General features: G+C 51.5%; 16 protein-coding genes and 4 tRNA genes. 12 read left to right on the forward strand and 8 right to left on the reverse strand.

The window, feature by feature from the left end; genetic code table 11:
- Positions 1–76, reverse strand: a tRNA-Val gene (locus tag BEA93_RS20270).
- 44 nt (positions 77–120) lie between these two features.
- Positions 121–196: transfer RNA gene (locus tag BEA93_RS20275), tRNA-Val, on the reverse strand.
- 258 nt (positions 197–454) lie between these two features.
- Here BEA93_RS20275 and gltX point away from each other — a divergent pair.
- Positions 455–1,870 carry a glutamate--tRNA ligase gene (gltX, locus tag BEA93_RS20280; RefSeq protein WP_001516821.1) on the forward strand — a complete coding sequence of 472 codons (1,416 nt, stop codon included), beginning with the start codon at positions 455–457 and terminating at the stop codon, positions 1,868–1,870.
- A 57-nt stretch (positions 1,871–1,927) separates the two neighbouring features.
- Here the strand turns inward: gltX and BEA93_RS20285 are convergent, their stop codons facing one another.
- Together BEA93_RS20285 and BEA93_RS20290 are read right to left on the reverse strand one after the other, a co-directional pair.
- A complete protein-coding gene (locus tag BEA93_RS20285; protein ID WP_105225010.1) occupies positions 1,928–2,320 on the reverse strand; it encodes a MerR family transcriptional regulator in 393 nt (130 codons plus the stop codon).
- 1 nt (position 2,321) lies between these two features.
- A complete protein-coding gene (locus tag BEA93_RS20290; RefSeq protein ID WP_000472019.1) occupies positions 2,322–2,681 on the reverse strand; it encodes a YfeC-like transcriptional regulator in 360 nt (119 codons plus the stop codon).
- A 220-nt stretch (positions 2,682–2,901) separates the two neighbouring features.
- Here BEA93_RS20290 and BEA93_RS20295 point away from each other — a divergent pair.
- The 3 genes from BEA93_RS20295 to BEA93_RS20305 all read left to right on the forward strand — a co-directional run bounded on the left by BEA93_RS20295 (position 2,902) and on the right by BEA93_RS20305 (position 5,489).
- Positions 2,902–2,977, forward strand: a tRNA-Ala gene (locus BEA93_RS20295).
- A gap of 39 nt (positions 2,978–3,016) precedes the next feature.
- A tRNA-Ala gene (locus BEA93_RS20300) sits at positions 3,017–3,092 on the forward strand.
- Between the two features lie 207 nt (positions 3,093–3,299).
- On the forward strand, positions 3,300–5,489 hold the full coding sequence (locus tag BEA93_RS20305) for a bifunctional diguanylate cyclase/phosphodiesterase (RefSeq protein ID WP_001516819.1): 2,190 nt from the start codon (positions 3,300–3,302) through the stop codon (positions 5,487–5,489).
- Positions 5,490–5,542: 53 nt separating this feature from the next.
- Here BEA93_RS20305 and nupC read toward each other — a convergent pair whose 3' ends face one another.
- The gene (gene nupC, locus BEA93_RS20310; protein WP_001516818.1) at positions 5,543–6,745 is read right to left on the reverse strand and encodes a nucleoside permease NupC; all 1,203 of its coding nucleotides are present in this window, start codon (positions 6,743–6,745) and stop codon (positions 5,543–5,545) included.
- Between the two features lie 298 nt (positions 6,746–7,043).
- On the opposite strand from nupC, the gene BEA93_RS26395 reads away from it, so the two are divergent.
- Both BEA93_RS26395 and BEA93_RS20315 read left to right on the forward strand, forming a co-directional pair.
- Positions 7,044–7,103, forward strand: coding sequence for a hypothetical protein (locus BEA93_RS26395; protein WP_420842036.1), 60 nt, complete (start codon positions 7,044–7,046; stop codon positions 7,101–7,103).
- Complete coding sequence (locus BEA93_RS20315; protein WP_000186376.1) at positions 7,084–8,322, forward strand: Nramp family divalent metal transporter; 1,239 nt, start codon at positions 7,084–7,086, stop codon at positions 8,320–8,322. Before BEA93_RS26395 ends, BEA93_RS20315 begins: the two co-directional genes overlap by 20 nt.
- A gap of 142 nt (positions 8,323–8,464) precedes the next feature.
- On the opposite strand, the gene ypeC is transcribed toward BEA93_RS20315, so the two are convergent.
- Together ypeC and BEA93_RS20325 are read right to left on the reverse strand one after the other, a co-directional pair.
- The gene (gene ypeC / locus BEA93_RS20320) at positions 8,465–8,791 is read right to left on the reverse strand and encodes a DUF2502 domain-containing protein YpeC (RefSeq protein ID WP_000490087.1); all 327 of its coding nucleotides are present in this window, start codon (positions 8,789–8,791) and stop codon (positions 8,465–8,467) included.
- Positions 8,792–8,905: 114 nt separating this feature from the next.
- A complete protein-coding gene (locus BEA93_RS20325; protein WP_000903162.1) occupies positions 8,906–10,162 on the reverse strand; it encodes an ion channel protein in 1,257 nt (418 codons plus the stop codon).
- Between the two features lie 203 nt (positions 10,163–10,365).
- Here BEA93_RS20325 and glk point away from each other — a divergent pair, with 203 nt between their 5' ends.
- From glk to ptsP, 6 genes are all read left to right on the forward strand, one after another.
- On the forward strand, positions 10,366–11,331 hold the full coding sequence (glk, locus tag BEA93_RS20330) for a glucokinase (RefSeq protein ID WP_000170363.1): 966 nt from the start codon (positions 10,366–10,368) through the stop codon (positions 11,329–11,331).
- Between the two features lie 218 nt (positions 11,332–11,549).
- Positions 11,550–11,876, forward strand: coding sequence for a PTS fructose transporter subunit IIB (locus BEA93_RS20335; RefSeq protein WP_000038452.1), 327 nt, complete (start codon positions 11,550–11,552; stop codon positions 11,874–11,876).
- Between the two features lie 20 nt (positions 11,877–11,896).
- A complete protein-coding gene (locus tag BEA93_RS20340; protein WP_001516817.1) occupies positions 11,897–13,144 on the forward strand; it encodes a PTS fructose transporter subunit IIC in 1,248 nt (415 codons plus the stop codon).
- Between the two features lie 14 nt (positions 13,145–13,158).
- Positions 13,159–14,244: an aminopeptidase gene (ypdF, locus tag BEA93_RS20345; RefSeq protein ID WP_105225009.1), complete on the forward strand. Its 1,086-nt coding sequence runs from the start codon at positions 13,159–13,161 to the stop codon at positions 14,242–14,244.
- Entirely contained in the window at positions 14,244–15,281 is a 1,038-nt protein-coding gene (gene ypdE / locus BEA93_RS20350; protein WP_001516815.1) for an aminopeptidase, read from the forward strand. The genes ypdF and ypdE overlap by 1 nt, the downstream gene beginning before the upstream one ends.
- Positions 15,282–15,305: 24 nt before the next feature.
- Positions 15,306–17,795 carry a phosphoenolpyruvate--protein phosphotransferase gene (gene ptsP / locus BEA93_RS20355; protein WP_105225008.1) on the forward strand — a complete coding sequence of 830 codons (2,490 nt, stop codon included), beginning with the start codon at positions 15,306–15,308 and terminating at the stop codon, positions 17,793–17,795.
- A 2-nt stretch (positions 17,796–17,797) separates the two neighbouring features.
- On the opposite strand, the gene BEA93_RS20360 is transcribed toward ptsP, so the two are convergent.
- Positions 17,798–18,655: an AraC family transcriptional regulator gene (locus tag BEA93_RS20360; RefSeq protein WP_000648321.1), complete on the reverse strand. Its 858-nt coding sequence runs from the start codon at positions 18,653–18,655 to the stop codon at positions 17,798–17,800.
- Positions 18,656–18,663 lie beyond the last annotated feature (8 nt).

Below are 18,663 nucleotides of genomic sequence, written 5' to 3' on the forward strand. Positions count from 1 at the left end.
TGGTGGGTGATGACGGGATCGAACCGCCGACCCCCTCCTTGTAAGGGAGGTGCTCTCCCAGCTGAGCTAATCACCCATTTCTCAATTTCTTGCTACACGGCGGAGACTACATAAAGTAGTTGGTGGGTGATGACGGGATCGAACCGCCGACCCCCTCCTTGTAAGGGAGGTGCTCTCCCAGCTGAGCTAATCACCCCCGCTGTGTGGAGTCGCATTATAGGGAGAGTTCAAAATGAGTCAACGCCTTTTCCAAAGAAATTGTTCGTTCGTCGTAAATTTAAGCAGGATGATCGCAAAACAGACCGTGTTGCGCAATTTATCAACGAAAACAATAATGCATCATGTAGCAACCCGAACTACATTGAGGAATCAGGCTGGAGTGATAGAATATCGCCCACTCAATTTTTCCAGGATTTGCCGGTTGTCGGCATCTTTCTAAACGTAAGGCCATTTCATGAAAATCAAAACTCGCTTCGCGCCAAGCCCAACAGGCTATCTGCACGTTGGCGGCGCGCGTACTGCTCTTTACTCCTGGCTTTTTGCACGTAACCACGGTGGTGAGTTTGTGCTGCGTATTGAAGACACCGATCTTGAGCGTTCCACGCCGGAAGCTATCGAAGCCATTATGGATGGCATGAACTGGCTGAGTCTGGAGTGGGATGAAGGTCCGTACTTCCAGACCAAACGTTTTGATCGCTATAACGCGGTTATCGATCAGATGCTGGAAGAGGGGACGGCCTATAAATGCTACTGCTCTAAAGAGCGTCTGGAAGCACTGCGTGAAGAGCAGATGGCAAAAGGCGAGAAGCCGCGTTATGACGGTCGCTGCCGCCACAGTCATGAACATCATGCTGATGATGAACCGTGCGTCGTGCGTTTTGCTAATCCGCAGGAAGGTTCCGTTGTTTTTGACGATCAGATCCGTGGTCCGATCGAGTTCAGTAACCAGGAGCTGGATGATCTGATTATCCGCCGTACCGATGGTTCTCCGACCTATAACTTCTGTGTGGTTGTTGATGACTGGGATATGGAAATCACCCACGTAATCCGTGGTGAAGACCATATCAACAATACACCGCGTCAGATCAACATTCTGAAAGCCCTGAAAGCGCCAGTACCTGTTTACGCGCACGTTTCTATGATCAACGGTGATGACGGTAAAAAACTGTCCAAACGCCACGGTGCGGTCAGCGTAATGCAGTATCGCGACGATGGTTACCTGCCAGAAGCGTTGCTGAACTATCTGGTACGTCTGGGCTGGTCCCACGGCGATCAGGAAATCTTCACCCGTGAAGAAATGATCAAATACTTCACCCTGAACGCGGTTAGCAAATCTGCCAGTGCGTTTAACACAGACAAACTGCTGTGGCTAAACCATCATTACATTAACGCGTTGCCGCCGGAGTATGTCGCTACTCATTTACAGTGGCATATCGAGCAGGAAAATATTGATACCCGCAACGGCCCGCAACTGGCGGAACTGGTGAAACTGCTGGGTGAACGCTGCAAAACCCTGAAAGAGATGGCACAAAGTTGCCGTTATTTCTACGAAGATTTTGCCGAGTTTGATGCTGATGCAGCGAAAAAACATCTGCGCCCGGTCGCTCGCCAGCCGCTGGAAGTGGTACGTGACAAACTGTCTGCAATTACTGACTGGACGGCTGAAAATGTTCACCACGCTATTCAGGCAACAGCGGATGAGCTGGAAGTGGGTATGGGAAAAGTCGGTATGCCGCTGCGCGTAGCTGTTACCGGTGCGGGCCAGTCTCCGGCGCTGGATGTTACGGTTCACGCAATTGGCAAAGCACGCAGCATTGAGCGCATCAATAAAGCGCTGGCATTTATTGCTGAACGCGAAAACCAGCAGTAATTAATACTTAAAAGATAAACGGCAGGAGATAATATCCTGCCGTTTTTTACTTATTATTTATGCTGATTCGTCAATGTCGAGACGGGCAAGGAAATTGCGAATCCCTTCACGCGATAAAAACTGCGCAACTTTTTCTTGCTCACTATGAGTCATATTGTCTATCGCGCTGATTATTTGCCGGTAAGCCGGAGTTCGCATACCAGGTGCGTATTCAGCAAGAGGTTCTTCGGCCTCGAGAAAAACCGGCGAGTTATGGAAGGCCGGTGTGTTTTGAATAAACTCGCAAACCTGCGTATCGATCAGAATAAGTCTGGCACGGCCGCCCTTCACGCCGGGAAATTTTTCCGTTTTCCAGCCTTTTTCTCTAATCCAGCGGTTAACGGTTTGTTTAGCCACGCCGAGGCATTCCGCCAGTTCTTCGGTGGTCATTTTATTGCGTAATCTTTTCATATTATTTGCTGTTGCGAATCCCTAAGCGTTGTAATAACCCGATAATCCCTTCCCGCAGAAGCAAGGATGTAAACTGTTTTTGTTCAGTTGCCGTCATCTCTTTCGCCAGCGTCGCTAACAGCACTTCAAGCGGCGCATCGCCAGACAGGGCAGGTATTTCTCCCTGACACTGTGGGCGTTCTGCATTGCGAATATATTCACGAACCTGTTCATTGATGTGTACCAGTCGGGCCTTGCCACCCTGGACGCCTGGTTTTGGTGATGTCGTCCAGCCTTCCTTGCGTACCCATTTATTAATGGTCTGGCGGCTATAACCGGTCAGTCTGGCAAGTTCATCTGGCGTCATCCTCTCCTTGAACATAACAATTCCCTGAATAGTTGTGGGTCTATTAAGTGTTCATTTTATAGCATCAATTTACAGGAAACCGTGATATGAATAACTACTGAATGCGAGACGTAATCCAAAAATGTTCATTTGCCTGATTTTTCAGCGATTGAAACCAGGTGCTGCAATTTGCCGTTGACACATAAGGGCGGAATTCATATGATGCCGCCCGTCAACTCGACAAGCTTTACGTGACGGGGCTATAGCTCAGCTGGGAGAGCGCTTGCATGGCATGCAAGAGGTCAGCGGTTCGATCCCGCTTAGCTCCACCAAATTTTGCACCCAGCAAATTTGGTACGTAAACGCCTCGTGGGGCTATAGCTCAGCTGGGAGAGCGCTTGCATGGCATGCAAGAGGTCAGCGGTTCGATCCCGCTTAGCTCCACCAAATTTCAAACCCTCGCTGCGAAGCGGGGGTTTTTTGTCTCTGCTTTTTGCCGCTTTTGTAATACAGTCCACGCCCGGGTTAGCGCCGCCTGGTGAAAACATCACTGGACAAAAAAACAGCAGCAGGCCGGCCCCTGTTTGCTTCGCGATGCGAATAAACTTATTATTTGTGTGCCTGAAAAACCCGATCAGTGAGAGTAGTGTACTCATGTTTGTGGAGCATAACCTGATAAAAAATATCAAGATATTCACACTGGCGTTTACGCTCACCGTGGTACTTATTCAGCTATCTCGTTTTATTTCGCCACTTGCAGTTATCCATTCCAGTTATATCTTTCTGGCGTGGATGCCTCTGTGCGTAATGCTGTCAATAGTGTTCATCTTTGGCTGGCGTGGTGTCGTTCCCGTTTTATGCGGGATGTTTTGCACTAATCTGTGGAATTTTCATCTCTCATTTTTGCAAACCGCTGTCATGCTTGGCAGCCAGACTTTCGCTGTGTTGTGTGCCTGTGCAATATTACGCTGGCAGTTGGGAACGCGTTGGCGTTATGGCTTGACCACCCGAAACGTCTGGCAACGTCTCTTCTGGCTTGGTTTGGTGACGCCGATCGGCATCAAATGCAGCATGTATCTTGTAGGCAACTTCTTTGATTTCCCGCTAAAAATATCGACATTTTTCGGGGATGCAGATGCTATTTTCACGGTCGTTGATTTGCTTAGCCTTTTCACTGCGGTGTTGATTTACAACATGTTCTTTTACTATCTCACTCGCATGATTGTAAGTCCCCACTTTGCGCAGATATTGTGGCGCAGAGATATCGCACCGTCACTGAACAAAGAGAAACGTGCATTTACCTTAAGCTGGCTTGCTGTTCTTACCGTGCTGCTACTTCTGATGTGTACGCCTTATGAAAACGACTTCATTGCCGGTTATCTGGTGCCCGTTTTCTTTATCATCTTTACTCTTGGTGTCGGTAAGCTTCGCTATCCGTTTTTAAATCTCACCTGGGCTGTCTCGACTCTTTTCCTCCTGAATTACAACCAGAACTTTTTACAAGGGGTGGAAACAGAATATTCGCTGGCATTTATTCTGGCGGTACTGATTTCTTTTAGCGTTTGCCTGCTCTACATGGTGCGCATTTATTATCGTAGTGAATGGCTTAACCGTCGCTGGCATTTGCAGGCGCTGACCGACCCTTTAACGCTATTACCCAACTTTCGCGCGTTGGAGCAATCGCAAGAGCAAGAGGCCGGAAAGAGTTTTTGCTGCCTGCGTATTGATAATCTTGAGTTTATGAGTCGTCATTACGGTCTGGTGATGCGCGTTCATTGCATCCGCTCAATTTACCGTACACTGCTACCGTTGATGCAGGAAAACGAAAAGTTGTATCAACTACCGGGCAGTGAATTGCTGCTGGTACTGACCGGGCCGGAAACGGAAGGGCGGCTACAGCATATGGTTAATGTCCTCAATAGTCGGCAGATTCACTGGAACAACACCGGCCTGGATATGGGCTACGGCGCGGCCTGGGGGCGTTTTGATGGCAATCAGGAAACCTTGCAGCCCATGCTGGGGCAGTTAAGCTGGCTGGCGGAACAATCCTGCGTTCATCATCACGTTCTGGCGTTGGATAATCGAGAGGAGATGGCGTCCGGGCAGACTACCAAACAGGTGCTATTGCTGAACACCATTCGTAAAGCATTAGATAATGGTGATTTGCTTCTCTACGCCCAGCCCATTCGTAACAAAGAGGGACAAGGCTATGATGAGATCCTTGCTCGTCTGAAATATGACGGCGGCATTATGACGCCGGATAAATTTCTGCCACTTATCGCCCAGTTTAACCTAAGCGCGCGTTTCGATTTGCAGGTGCTGGAATCCCTGTTGAAGTGGCTGGCAACTCACCCTTGTGACAAAAAAGGACCGCGATATTCGGTAAATTTAATGCCGCTCACTCTGCTACAAAAAAATATCGCCGGACGGATTATTCGCCTGTTTAAGCGTTATCACATCTCCCCGGAGGCTGTCATTCTCGAAATCACCGAGGAGCAGGCGTTTTCTAACGCAGAAAGCAGTATGTATAACATTGAACAACTGCATAAATTTGGCTTCCGTATTGCGATTGATGACTTTGGCACTGGCTATGCCAACTACGAGCGGTTAAAACGTTTGAAGGCCGATATCATCAAGATTGATGGCGTCTTTGTGAAAGATATCGTCACGAACACGCTGGATGCGATGATTGTGCGCTCGATTACCGATCTGGCGAAAGCGAAGTCGTTAAGTGTGGTTGCAGAGTTTGTAGAGACGCAACAGCAGCAAGCGCTATTGCATAAACTTGGGGTGCAATATCTGCAAGGATATTTAATTGGTCGCCCGCAGCCATTAGTTGATTAGCAGGGATAAAAAAGCCGGGGATAAATAATCCCCGGCTTTTTTAATGGATTGCCTTACAGCACCAGTGCTGCGATTGATGCAGAAAGCACACTCACCAGCGTAGAACCATAAACCAGTTTCAGACCGAAACGAGAAACCACGTTACCTTGCTCTTCGTTCAGACCTTTAACCGCGCCCGCGATAATCCCAATAGAAGAGAAGTTAGCGAAGGATACCAGGAACACAGAGATGATGCCTTCAGCACGCGGAGAGAGCGTAGAGGCAATTTTCTGCAGATCCATCATCGCAACGAATTCGTTGGAAACCAGTTTGGTCGCCATGATGCTGCCTACTTGCAGTGCTTCACTGGAAGGAACACCCATCACCCATGCAATCGGATAGAAGATGTAGCCCAGGATGCCCTGGAAGGAGATGCTGTAGCCAAACCAGCCAGTCACGGTAGCAAACAGGGCGTTCAGTGCTGCGATCAAGGCGATAAAGCCGATTAGCATTGCTGCAACGATAATGGCTACTTTGAAGCCCGCCAGAATGTACTCACCCAGCATTTCGAAGAAGCTCTGACCTTCGTGCAGGTTGGACATCTGAATGTTTTCTTCGCTGGCATCAACACGGTACGGGTTGATCAGCGACAGTACGATAAAGGTGCTGAACATGTTCAGTACCAGCGCTGCAACCACGTATTTCGGTTCCAGCATCGTCATGTATGCGCCAACGATGGACATCGACACGGTGGACATCGCCGTGGCTGCCATAGTGTACATACGATTACGGGAGATTTTGCCGAGGATATCTTTATAGGCGATAAAGTTCTCGGACTGACCCAGAATCAGGGAGCTGACGGCGTTAAAAGATTCCAGCTTGCCCATTCCGTTGACTTTGGAAAGCAGGAAGCCAATCGCGCGGATAATCACCGGCAACACGCGAATGTGCTGGAGAATACCGATCAATGCAGAGATAAAGACGATTGGGCACAGCACTTTCAGGAAGAAGAACGCCAGGCCTTGATCATTCATGCTACCAAAGACAAAGTTAGTACCTTCGTTGGCAAACCCGAGCAGTTTTTCAAACATTTCGGAGAAGCCTTTCACGAAGCCCAGACCAACGTCAGAGTTCAGGAAGAACCACGCCAGTAACACTTCGATAACAAGCAGTTGAATTATATAACGGATACGAATTTTTTTGCGGTCGCTGCTTGCCAGCAATGCGAGAATCGCAACAACGGCTAGTGCCAGTACAAAATGAAGGACGCGGTCCATATTTGCTCCAAATATGAGGCAGGTTAAGTTTCCGTGCACATTCTATGTAACATGGTTAAGGAAAACGAGATCTGACACACACTATAATGATGTCCTGTGACAAGCTTCAAAAATAGTGAGCTGTTATACATTTCTGCTATGTTGTGTATGGAAGCTGAAAGTTATGTAAATGTGCTAACATTAAACATAATCATAACATTTAACTCATCAATCTTTTCGTAGTCATAATCCTGGCCTATCAGAGAAATCACCCTAATCCAATTAAATGAATTTGATAATCATTCTCGTTTAGCATAGCATGAAACATAGCAAAGGCTATGTTTTAGAGGCACAACAAGATGACAAACTATCGCGTTGAGAGTAGCAGTGGACGGGCGGCGCGCAAGATGAGGCTCGCATTAATGGGACCTGCGTTCATTGCAGCGATTGGTTATATCGATCCCGGTAACTTTGCGACCAATATTCAGGCGGGAGCCAGCTTCGGCTATCAACTGCTATGGGTTGTTGTCTGGGCGAACCTGATGGCGATGCTGATTCAGATTCTTTCAGCCAAACTGGGGATAGCCACCGGTAAAAATCTGGCAGAGCAAATCCGCGATCACTACCCGCGCCCCGTAGTGTGGTTCTATTGGGTTCAGGCGGAAATTATTGCGATGGCGACCGACCTGGCGGAATTTATTGGCGCAGCGATCGGTTTCAAACTGATTCTTGGTGTTTCGTTGTTGCAGGGGGCGGTGCTGACGGGTATCGCGACTTTCCTGATTTTAATGCTGCAACGTCGCGGGCAAAAACCGCTGGAGAAAGTGATTGGCGGGCTACTGCTGTTTGTCGCCGCGGCTTACATTGTCGAGCTGATTTTCTCTCAGCCTAACCTGGCGCAGTTGAGTAAAGGGATGGTGATTCCGAGTTTACCAACCTCGGAGGCGGTCTTCCTGGCGGCTGGCGTGTTAGGGGCGACGATTATGCCGCACGTGATTTATTTGCACTCTTCGCTCACTCAGCATTTACATGGTGGTTCGCGTCAACAACGTTATTCCGCCACCAAATGGGATGTGGCTATTGCCATGACTATTGCCGGTTTTGTTAATCTGGCGATGATGGCAACGGCTGCCGCCGCGTTCCATTTTTCCGGTCATACGGGGGTCGCTGATCTTGACGAAGCCTACCTGACGCTGCAACCGCTGTTAAGCAATGCTGCCGCGACGGTCTTTGGTTTAAGTCTGGTGGCGGCGGGGCTTTCGTCAACGGTGGTGGGAACATTGGCGGGGCAGGTAGTGATGCAGGGATTCATTCGCTTCCATATTCCGCTGTGGGTGCGCCGTACCGTGACCATGTTGCCATCTTTTATTGTTATTCTGATGGGGCTGGATCCGACGCGGATTCTGGTCATGAGTCAGGTGCTGCTAAGTTTTGGTATTGCCCTGGCGCTGGTGCCACTGTTGATTTTCACCAGTGACAGTAAGTTGATGGGCGATCTGGTTAACAGCAAATGGGTTAAACAAACCGGTTGGGTGATTGTAGTACTGGTGGTCGCGTTGAATATCTGGCTGCTGGTGGGAACGGCACTGGGGTTGTAGTTCAACTGGCGTCGCATGTGGTGCCACTGGCGGATGCGGCGTAAACACCTTATCCGCCCTACGTGTTTAATGGCGCGGGTTTGTAGGCCTGATAAGACGCTCCAGCGTCGCATCAGGCATCGTACTCCATTGGCGAATGTGTTTAATGACGGTGCCCATGTCCACGACCTTTTCCGCGATGATCATCACGGTCGCGCCAGCCTTCGCGGTAGCCTCGTTCATACGCTTTACGCTTATCCCAGCCACGGTGGTAGCCATTATCGTGACGCCACCAGCGGTTTTTACGCCATTCGTAATTACGGTGCCAGTAATCACGGTCGCGCCAGTGACCACCGTCCCAATAATTACCGTAATGATCGCGATCGCCAATTTGTAATTTTATCGATGGCAGTAGGGTAATTTCACCTGCGTTTGCCGCAAGTGGGGTAAATACCATCAGGGCGGCCGCCAGAAACAGTGACCTGAACATTGTTATTCTCCTTCACGATCGAAGCCGTCAGCGGCCTGTTAACGCAATATTACGGGGAGGTAAAGCCCCGTTTCATCGCCATAACTCTTAAATCGTGAGGGAGAGCATTTTTTGTTAAAGCTTATCGTGGGGGGGCTGTTGCTTCGGGCGATTCACAATCATCATTGGTTTACCTGCCAGCAATAGCCACGCCGGAAGCATGACGATACAAAGCAGCGGTAGCAAAGTGGTATCAGGTACAACGACCGCCGCCATAAACAGACTTAACCAGCCATCGCGCGTCACCACCAGTACTATGCCGAGAATAGCGCAGGAAACGGTAATCGCCGCCGGGACTGCGGGAACATGTTCATGCAGCATCAACCCTAACGCTACGCCAACAAACACGGCCGGGAAGATTCGCCCACCACGAAATCCGCTGGCGGCGGCAATAACCAGGGCGGCAAGTTTAATGAGCGCCAGCAAAAAGTAATCGCTGGCGCTCAAAGCCTGATTCATCACCATTTGCTGCATCTCATCCAGTCCTTTAAACAGTGAGACAGGTCCGCCGATGACGCCCAGAATACCCAGCATAAAACCGCCAACTCCCAGCATGAGTACTGGGTTTTTAATCTGATGCATCATCGCGTGCAACCGTGGCAGACACCACACAGCAACCATCCCCGCAGCGATGGCAATCGTCGCCACAATGGCACCGCTGATGATGTCGGTCATCTGCATCTGTTCGTAATGCGCAATGGGTAGCGAAAAATGAGGATGAAAAAATAGACTTGTGGTCAGAGCACCAGTCGCCGCCGCCATTAACGGTGCAAAGAGCCGATCCCATAGCGGGACTTCATTACTGCCATTTAAGGTTTGCGAAAATATCAACGCTGCCGCAACAGGTGTACCAAACAGCGCGCCGATAGTTCCGGCTGAGGCTAAAATAGTCCACTCCATCCGGTGAACTCGTGGTAACAGACGAGTGCCAATCGCCACTGCGAGAGCGATATTAACGGTCATGATCGGATGTTCCGGCCCGAGGCTGACGCCACCAGCAAGACCGAGAATTAATGCCAGGATCAGTCCCGGTAGCGCAGAGGGGGGAACCGGTGCGCCGATCAGTGGTTCACTGGCCGGATCTGGCCCGGCATGACCCTGGCTGAAACGGATAACCAGTCCTACCGCGATCCCTGTCAGCGTTAATATTCCGATGATCCACAGCGGTGAGTCCTGAGCTAACCCCAGACTTTCCGGTAGTCGTTGCCAGAGCAAACTCTGTAATACCGAGGCGATTTTCATCACTACAATCAGAATAAGACTGGACGCAATCCCAATTGCCACTGCGGGAAGCGATAATAACAACATGGTTCTGGCTCGCGGATGGAGCATGTTCTATTCCTTATGCGGGATCAGATACTTAGTTTGCCCAGCTTGCATAAAGGCATCGCTGCAATTGGTGCTGAAACGATAAAGTAATTGTGTGACCCAGATCGATATTTACAGGGAGCCAGCCTTTCCGGCGTTGTTGTTATGCCCCCAGGTATTTACAGTGTGAGAAAGAATTCTTTTGACTTTAGCGGAGCAGTAGAAGAATGACAAAGTATGCATTAGTCGGTGATGTGGGCGGCACCAACGCACGTCTTGCCCTGTGTGATATTGCCAGTGGCGAAATCTCGCAGGCTAAAACCTATTCAGGGCTTGATTATCCCAGCCTGGAAGCGGTCATTCGCGTTTATCTCGAAGAACATAAGGTTGAGGTGAAAGACGGCTGTATTGCCATCGCTTGCCCAATCACCGGTGACTGGGTGGCAATGACCAACCACACCTGGGCATTTTCGATTGCTGAAATGAAAAAGAGCCTCGGTTTTAGCCATCTGGAAATTATCAATGATTTTACGGCGGTTTCGATGGCGATCCCGATGCTGAAAAAAGAGCACCTGATCCAGTTTGGCGGAGCAGAACCAGTAGAAGGTAAACCAATCGCGGTGTACGGTGCCGGAACAGGGCTTGGGGTTGCGCATCTGGTCCATGTAGATAAACGCTGGATCAGCCTGCCGGGTGAGGGCGGTCACGTTGATTTTGCGCCAAATAGCGAAGAAGAGGCCATTATCCTCGAAATACTGCGTGCGGAAATTGGCCATGTCTCGGCGGAGCGCGTGCTTTCTGGCCCTGGGCTGGTGAATCTGTATCGTGCGATTGTGAAAGCCGATAACCGCCTGCCGGAAAATCTCAAGCCGAAAGATATTACCGAACGTGCACTGGCCGACAGTTGCACCGATTGTCGTCGGGCATTGTCGCTGTTTTGCGTCATAATGGGACGTTTTGGCGGCAATCTGGCGCTCAATCTCGGGACATTTGGCGGTGTGTATATTGCAGGCGGTATCGTGCCGCGTTTCCTCGAGTTCTTCAAAGCTTCTGGTTTCCGCGCCGCTTTTGAAGACAAAGGCCGCTTTAAAGAATATGTCCATGATATTCCGGTTTATCTCATCGTCCATGACAATCCGGGACTTCTCGGTTCGGGCGCACATCTACGCCAGACCTTAGGCCACATCCTGTAAAACCTTCCTGTCATATCGGGAGGAATCTCTCCCGATAGTCATTTAAATCATAGAGTTAATTAGATTTTTCTTTGTGTTTCATCACAAGGCCGACCTGCGTCACACTTCCGTATAACGGGATTAATTATCCAGTAAAAGCATTATTTGTCTGGTAACAGCGATTTGTTTTGCACGTTCATAATTTCACTCGCTAACTATAACCAAGCGAGGAAATAACGATGAGTAAGAAACTGATTGCCCTGTGTGCTTGCCCGATGGGGCTGGCGCACACCTTTATGGCTGCCCAGGCGCTGGAAGAAGCGGCGGTAGAAGCAGGCTATGAAGTGAAAATTGAAACCCAGGGCGCAGATGGCATCCAGAACCGTCTTACGGCGCAAGATATCGCAGAGGCGACCATCATCATCCACTCCGTGGCGGTTACCCCGGAAGATAACGAACGTTTTGAGTCACGCGATGTTTATGAAATCACTTTGCAGGACGCAATTAAAAACGCTGCGGGCATCATCAAAGAAATCGAAGAGATGATTGCCGCTGAACAGGCGTAATTTTTTACAGGGATATTGTTATGGCCATTAAAAAACGCAGTGCAACCGTTGTGCCTGGCGCATCCGGTGCGGCAGCGGCAGTTAAGAATCCGCAGGCCTCTAAAAGCAGCTTCTGGGGTGAACTCCCGCAGCACGTGATGTCAGGGATTTCACGCATGGTGCCGACCTTAATTATGGGCGGTGTGATCCTCGCTTTCAGCCAGTTGATTGCTTATAGCTGGCTGAAAATTCCCGCTGACATTGGCATTATGGATGCGCTCAATAGTGGGAAATTTACCGGTTTCGACCTCTCGTTACTGAAATTTGCCTGGCTGTCGCAGTCGTTTGGCGGCGTGCTATTTGGCTTTGCCATTCCGATGTTCGCCGCCTTTGTGGCTAACTCCATTGGTGGCAAACTGGCGTTCCCGGCAGGGTTTATCGGCGGGTTGATGTCTACCCAGCCCACGCAACTGCTGAATTTTGACCCCAGCACCATGCAGTGGGCGACCTCTTCGCCCGTGCCGTCCACCTTCATTGGCGCGCTGATTATTTCTATTGTCGCGGGTTACCTCGTGAAATGGATGAACCAGAAAATCCAGATGCCGGATTTCCTGTTAGCGTTCAAAACCACTTTTTTATTACCAATTCTTTCCGCCATTTTTGTCATGCTGGCGATGTATTACGTGATCACGCCGTTTGGTGGCTGGATCAACGGTGGCATTCGCGCCATGTTGACGGCAGCAGGTGAAAAAGGCGCGCTGATGTACGCAATGGGAATTGCCGCAGCAACGGCAATTGACCTGGGGGGGCCAATCAACAAAGCGGCAGGTTTCGTTGCCTTCAGCTTTACGACAGACCACGTACTACCCGTCACCGCGCGTTCTATCGCTATTGTTATTCCGCCGATTGGTCTGGGCCTGGCGACCATTATCGACCGTCGTTTAACCGGCAAACGCCTGTTCAACGCCCAGCTTTATCCACAGGGCAAAACCGCCATGTTCCTTGCGTTTATGGGTATCAGTGAAGGTGCTATTCCGTTCGCGCTGGAAAGTCCCATCACCGCCATTCCGTCCTATATGGTAGGTGCGATTGTTGGTTCCACCGCCGCTGTCTGGCTGGGTGCAGTGCAGTGGTTCCCGGAATCTGCTATCTGGGCATGGCCGCTGGTTACTAACCTCGGCGTCTATATGGCGGGGATCGCGTTGGGGGCAATCATCACTGCGCTGATGGTGGTGTTCCTGCGTCTGATGATGTTCCGCAAAGGCAAATTGTTAATCGATAGCCTGTAAGAAGGACAATCCTGATGACATTACTCGCTTCGCTGCGCGACTGGCTTGCGGAACAACAGCTTGATGCGGTGCTTCTCTCTTCACGGCAGAACAAGCAGCCACATCTGGGACTCTCCACCGGATCAGGCTATGTGGTGATTAGCCGTGAGAGCGCGCACATTCTGGTGGACTCACGCTATTACGCGGATGTGGAAGCCCGTGCGCAAGGCTACCAGCTACATTTACTCGATGCGGCGCAGACGCTTGCAACCATCGTCAATCAGCTCATTGCCGATGAGCAACTGCAAACGCTTGGTTTTGAAGGCCAGCAGGTGAGTTGGGAAAGCGCACATCGCTGGCAGACTGAACTCAATGCAACGTTGGTCAGCGCCACGCCGGACGTACTGCGGCAAATCAAAATGCCGGAGGAGGTAGAGAAAATCCGCCTCGCCTGTGGGATTGCCGATCGCGGTGCGCAACATATCCGCCGGTTTATACAGGCGGGGATGAGCGAGCGTGAGATAGCCGCTGAACTGGAGTGGTTTATGCGCCAGCAGGGCGCGGAAAAAGCCTCTTTTGACACCATTGTCGCCAGTGGCTGGCGTGGGGCGCTACCGCACGGCAAGGCCAGCGACAAGATTGTTGCCGCGGGCGAGTTTGTCACTCTCGATTTCGGTGCGCTGTATCAGGGCTACTGTTCTGATATGACGCGCACCTTTCTGGTGAATGGCGAAGGGGTGAGCGCCGAATCTCACCCGCTGTTTAACGTGTATCAGATTGCCCTGCAGGCGCAACTGGCGGCAATCTCTGCGATTCGCCCCGGTGTGCGTTGTCAGCAGGTTGACGACGCCGCGCGTCGGGTGATTACCGAGGCTGGTTATGGCGAGTATTTCGGTCATAACACCGGTCACGCCATCGGTATTGAAGTGCATGAAGATCCGCGCTTTTCACCGCGGGACAGCACGATGCTCCTGCCAGGTATGTTACTGACCGTGGAGCCGGGGATTTATTTGCCAGGGCAAGGGGGCGTGCGCATCGAAGATGTCGTGCTGGTTACCCCGCAAGGCGCAGAAGTGCTGTACGCCATGCCGAAAACAGTGTTGCTCACGGGAGAGGCATAATGGATTTATCGCTATTAAAAGCGTTGAGCGAGGCAGATGCGATCGCCTCCTCGGAACAGGAAGTGCGGCAGATCCTGCTGGAGGAAGCGGATCGCCTGCAAAAAAAGGTCCGTTTTGATGGTCTGGGATCGGTGCTGATCCGCCTCAATGAATCGACAGGTCCGAAGGTGATGATCTGCGCGCATATGGACGAAGTGGGATTTATGGTACGCAGCATCTCCTGTGAGGGTGCTATCGACGTGCTGCCGGTTGGTAATGTGCGCATGGCCGCCCGCCAGCTTCAGCCGGTGCGGATCACCACCCGTGAAGAATGCAAAATTCCAGGCCTGCTCGATGGCGAAAGGCAGGGAAATGACGTTAGCGCAATGCGCGTGGACATTGGCGCACGTTCTTATGACGAAGTCATGCAGGCGGGAGTTCGTCCGGGCGATCGCGTCACCTTCGATACCACTTTTCAGGTTCTCCCTCACCAGCGGGTAATGGGCAAAGCCTTTGATGACCGCCTCGGTTGCTACCTGCTGGTGACTTTACTGCGCGAGCTGCACGACGCCGAACTCCCTGTGGAAGTCTGGCTGGTGGCCAGTTCCAGCGAAGAGGTTGGCTTACGCGGCGGACAAACCGCCACCCGCGCAGTGTCGCCGGACGTCGCCATTGTGCTGGATACCGCCTGCTGGGCGAAAAACTTTGATTATGGCGCGGCTAACCATCGCCAGATTGGTAACGGCCCGATGCTGGTGTTAAGTGATAAATCGCTGATTGCGCCGCCAAAATTCATCGCGTGGATTGAAAGCGTGGCGGCAGAAATTGGTGTGCCGTTGCAGGCGGATATGCTCAGCAACGGCGGCACGGACGGTGGAGCGATTCACTTAACCGGCACAGGCATACCCACAGTGGTGATGGGCCCTGCCACCCGCCACGGCCATTGTGCCGCGTCGATTGCCGATTGCCGCGACATTTTGCAGATGCAGCAACTTTTATCTGCACTTATTCAACGTATTACGCGTGAGACCGTTGTTCAACTGACGGATTTCAGATGATCTCCTGATTAACCCGGAGCGGTTATGTTAACGATTCAATTTCTTTGCCCTTTGCCTAACGGTCTTCATGCTCGCCCGGCGTGGGAACTTAAAGAACAGTGCAGCCAGTGGCAAAGTGCAGTGACCTTCATCAACCATCGCCAGAATGCGAAGGCCGATGCAAAAAGCTCGCTGGCACTGATTGGCACCGGAACCTTATTTAATGACAGTTGCAGCCTGAACATTAGCGGCAGCGATGAAGAGCAGGCGCGGCGCGTGCTGGAAGAATATATCCAGGTGCGCTTTATCGACAGCGTCCAGCCGACGCAGGCAGAGCTGATGGCACATCCGTTACCGCGTTCATTAAGCCGCCTGAATCCAGATTTGTTGTATGGAAATGTGCTGGCGAGCGGTATCGGCGTTGGTACACTGACCTTATTACAGAGCGATAATCTCGACAGTTATCGCGTGATCCCCGCCTGCGCACAAGATTCCACCCGACTGGAACACAGCCTGGCAACGCTTGCCGAGCAACTGAACCAGCAACTGCGTGAGCGTGACGGCGAAAGCAAAACTATTCTCAGCGCCCATTTGTCACTGATTCAGGATGACGAGTTTTCAGGCAATATCCGTCGGCTGATGGCTGAACAGCATCAGGGGCTGGGCGCGGCGATCATCAGTAATATGGAACAGGTTTGCGACAAACTTTCTGCCTCTGCCAGCGATTACCTGCGTGAGCGGGTCAGCGATATCCGCGATATCAGCGAACAGTTGTTGCATATCACCTGGCCGGAGCTGAAGCCACGCAATAATCTGGTGCTTGAAAAACCGACCATTCTGGTTGCTGAGGATTTAACGCCAAGCCAGTTTTTGAGCCTTGATCTAAAAAATCTCGCGGGCATGATTCTGGAGAAAACCGGGCGCACCTCGCATACCCTGATTCTGGCACGTGCTTCGATGATCCCCGTTCTTAGCGGCCTGCCGCTGGATGCGATAGCACGCTATGCCGGACAACCGGCGGTGCTTGATGCCCAGTGCGGCGTGCTGGCGATTAATCCTGATGACGCGGTGAGTGGTTATTACCAGGTGGCACAGACGCTGGCGGATAAACGTCAGCAGCAACAAGCACTTGCCGCTGCGCAACAGGCGTACTCCCGCGATCACAAGCGTATTGATATTGCTGCGAATATTGGCACTGCTCTGGAAGCACCTGGCGCGTTTGCTAACGGCGCGGAAGGCGTCGGGCTGTTCCGTACCGAAATGCTGTATATGGATCGCGATAGTGCGCCGGACGAGCAGGAACAGTTTGAAGCCTACCAGCAGGTGTTACTGGCAGCGGGCGAAAAGCCGATTATCTTCCGTACGATGGACATCGGCGGCGATAAAAGCATTCCTTACCTCAACATTCCCCAGGAAGAGAACCCGTTCCTCGGCTATCGTGCGGTACGTATTTACCCGGAATTTGCTGGTCTGTTCCGCACTCAACTGCGGGCTATTTTGCGTGCTGCCAGTTTTGGCAACGCTCAGTTGATGATCCCAATGGTGCACAGCCTCGATCAGATCTTATGGGTAAAGAGTGAGATCCAGAAGGCAATCGTTGAGCTTAAACGCGATGGCCTGCGCCATGCAGAATCGATCCCGCTTGGGATCATGGTGGAAGTGCCGTCGGTGTGTTACATCATCGACCACTTCTGTGATGAGGTCGATTTCTTCAGTATCGGCTCCAACGATATGACCCAGTATTTGTATGCGGTCGATCGTAATAATCCGCGCGTATCGCCGCTGTATAACCCGATTACGCCATCGTTCCTGCGCATGTTGCGGCAGATCATTACCACTGCGCATCAGCGGGGCAAATGGGTGGGAATTTGCGGGGAGCTGGGTGGCGAAAGCCGCTATCTGCCGCTACTGCTTGGGCTGGGTCTGGATGAGTTAAGTATGAGTAGCCCACGCATTCCGGCGGTGAAAAACCAGCTTCGGCAACTGGATAGCGAGGCGTGTCAGGAACTGGCGCGTCAGGCGTGCGAGTGCCGCAGCGCGCAGGAAATTGAAGCGTTACTCACTGCGTTTACACCGCAAGAAGACGTTCGTCCGCTGCTGGCGCTGGAGAATATCTTCGTTGATCAGACTTTTAGCAATAAAGAGCAGGCTATTCAGTTCCTGTGCGGCAACCTTGGCGTTAACGGGCGTACTGAGCATCCGTTCGAGCTGGAAGAAGATGTCTGGCAGCGTGAGGAGATTGTCACCACTGGCGTTGGTTTTGGCGTGGCGATCCCGCACACCAAATCTCAGTGGATCCGCCATTCCAGTATCAGTATTGCCCGCCTGGTGAAACCTGTCGACTGGCAGTCAGAGATGGGCGATGTCGAACTGGTGATCATGTTGACGCTGGGCGCTAGCGAAGGAATGAACCATGTGAAAGTCTTTTCGCAACTGGCGCGCAAACTGGTGAATAAAAACTTCCGCCAATCGCTGTTTGCCGCCAAAGATGCTCAAAGTATTCTGACACTGCTCGAAACAGAGCTAACTTTTTAAATTTAGCCCTGAAAACGGGCGCTGTACTCTCCTGGCGTCAGACCAAACTGACGCCGGAAGACGCGACAAAAATAGTCGCTATCCGGAAAGCCGCAGCGTTGTGCTACTTCATGAATTGACAGGTGGTATTTCTGCAAAATCATCCTCGCCTTCGCCATCCGCACCCAACGCACATACTCGATAAATCGCATCGTCCCATGCAGCGCAAACAGTTTTGACAGGTGATTTGGCGTGATATTAAAAAACTGCGCCACATTCTCGCGGGTGAGCGGCTGGGCATAATTATCCTGAACCCAGTTACAAATGCTGTGATAGAGAAAATCGCCGCGCGGCTGCGAATGACCCGGCGGCATATTTACCACGTTGCGGCAAAGATGCAGCAAACTGAGTACCAACGGTTGAATGATATTCTGCTCCAGCGGCGAACGGCTGAGATGGGTGAGGGCGGTGAGTATTGCTTCACCTTCACCGCGTTGCAGGCTGGGAAGCTGGAGCTGGCGAACCGGATGTAACAGTGTGGTGGTGCGGCTATCGTAAAACGACAACCCCAGCCATGTTGGTGCAAACACCAGGCTTAACAACATAACAGGTTTGTTGTTGACCGGTAAATTAGCCGCGCGCGCCGGAATAAACAGTATTTCCCCTTCCACCATGCGTTGCTGTTTTGCTGCCAGTTGATTGCCGTATTCGCCGCGCAGCACAATATCCAGCCGGGGGAAATCAATACATAAACTGCCCACCGGCAACGAGGCGGGCTGGCTGGCAAACCAGACGCGCCCCAGTCGCTGTGGGTTAAGCACCAGGCCGCTGAACAGATCTGCGAAAAATTGTTGATCGGCGGGCAAGCCTGTTGCTTTCATGGATATCC

It is taken from the genome of Escherichia sp. MOD1-EC5950 (genome assembly GCF_002965345.1).
Classification (GTDB): Bacteria; Pseudomonadota; Gammaproteobacteria; order Enterobacterales; family Enterobacteriaceae; genus Escherichia; species Escherichia marmotae.

Excerpts from the sequence above, each read along its gene's own strand:
- gltX (WP_001516821.1), top strand. The coding sequence starts at position 455 with ATGAAAATCAAAACTCGCTTCGCGCCAAGCCCAACAGGCTATCTGCAC.
- BEA93_RS20285 (WP_105225010.1), bottom strand. The coding sequence starts at position 2,320 with ATGAAAAGATTACGCAATAAAATGACCACCGAAGAACTGGCGGAATGC.
- BEA93_RS20290 (WP_000472019.1), bottom strand. The coding sequence starts at position 2,681 with ATGTTCAAGGAGAGGATGACGCCAGATGAACTTGCCAGACTGACCGGT.
- BEA93_RS20305 (WP_001516819.1), top strand. The coding sequence starts at position 3,300 with ATGTTTGTGGAGCATAACCTGATAAAAAATATCAAGATATTCACACTG.
- nupC (WP_001516818.1), bottom strand. The coding sequence starts at position 6,745 with ATGGACCGCGTCCTTCATTTTGTACTGGCACTAGCCGTTGTTGCGATT.
- BEA93_RS20315 (WP_000186376.1), top strand. The coding sequence starts at position 7,084 with ATGACAAACTATCGCGTTGAGAGTAGCAGTGGACGGGCGGCGCGCAAG.
- ypeC (WP_000490087.1), bottom strand. The coding sequence starts at position 8,791 with ATGTTCAGGTCACTGTTTCTGGCGGCCGCCCTGATGGTATTTACCCCA.
- BEA93_RS20325 (WP_000903162.1), bottom strand. The coding sequence starts at position 10,162 with ATGCTCCATCCGCGAGCCAGAACCATGTTGTTATTATCGCTTCCCGCA.
- glk (WP_000170363.1), top strand. The coding sequence starts at position 10,366 with ATGACAAAGTATGCATTAGTCGGTGATGTGGGCGGCACCAACGCACGT.
- BEA93_RS20335 (WP_000038452.1), top strand. The coding sequence starts at position 11,550 with ATGAGTAAGAAACTGATTGCCCTGTGTGCTTGCCCGATGGGGCTGGCG.
- BEA93_RS20340 (WP_001516817.1), top strand. The coding sequence starts at position 11,897 with ATGGCCATTAAAAAACGCAGTGCAACCGTTGTGCCTGGCGCATCCGGT.
- ypdF (WP_105225009.1), top strand. The coding sequence starts at position 13,159 with ATGACATTACTCGCTTCGCTGCGCGACTGGCTTGCGGAACAACAGCTT.
- ypdE (WP_001516815.1), top strand. The coding sequence starts at position 14,244 with ATGGATTTATCGCTATTAAAAGCGTTGAGCGAGGCAGATGCGATCGCC.
- ptsP (WP_105225008.1), top strand. The coding sequence starts at position 15,306 with ATGTTAACGATTCAATTTCTTTGCCCTTTGCCTAACGGTCTTCATGCT.
- BEA93_RS20360 (WP_000648321.1), bottom strand. The coding sequence starts at position 18,655 with ATGAAAGCAACAGGCTTGCCCGCCGATCAACAATTTTTCGCAGATCTG.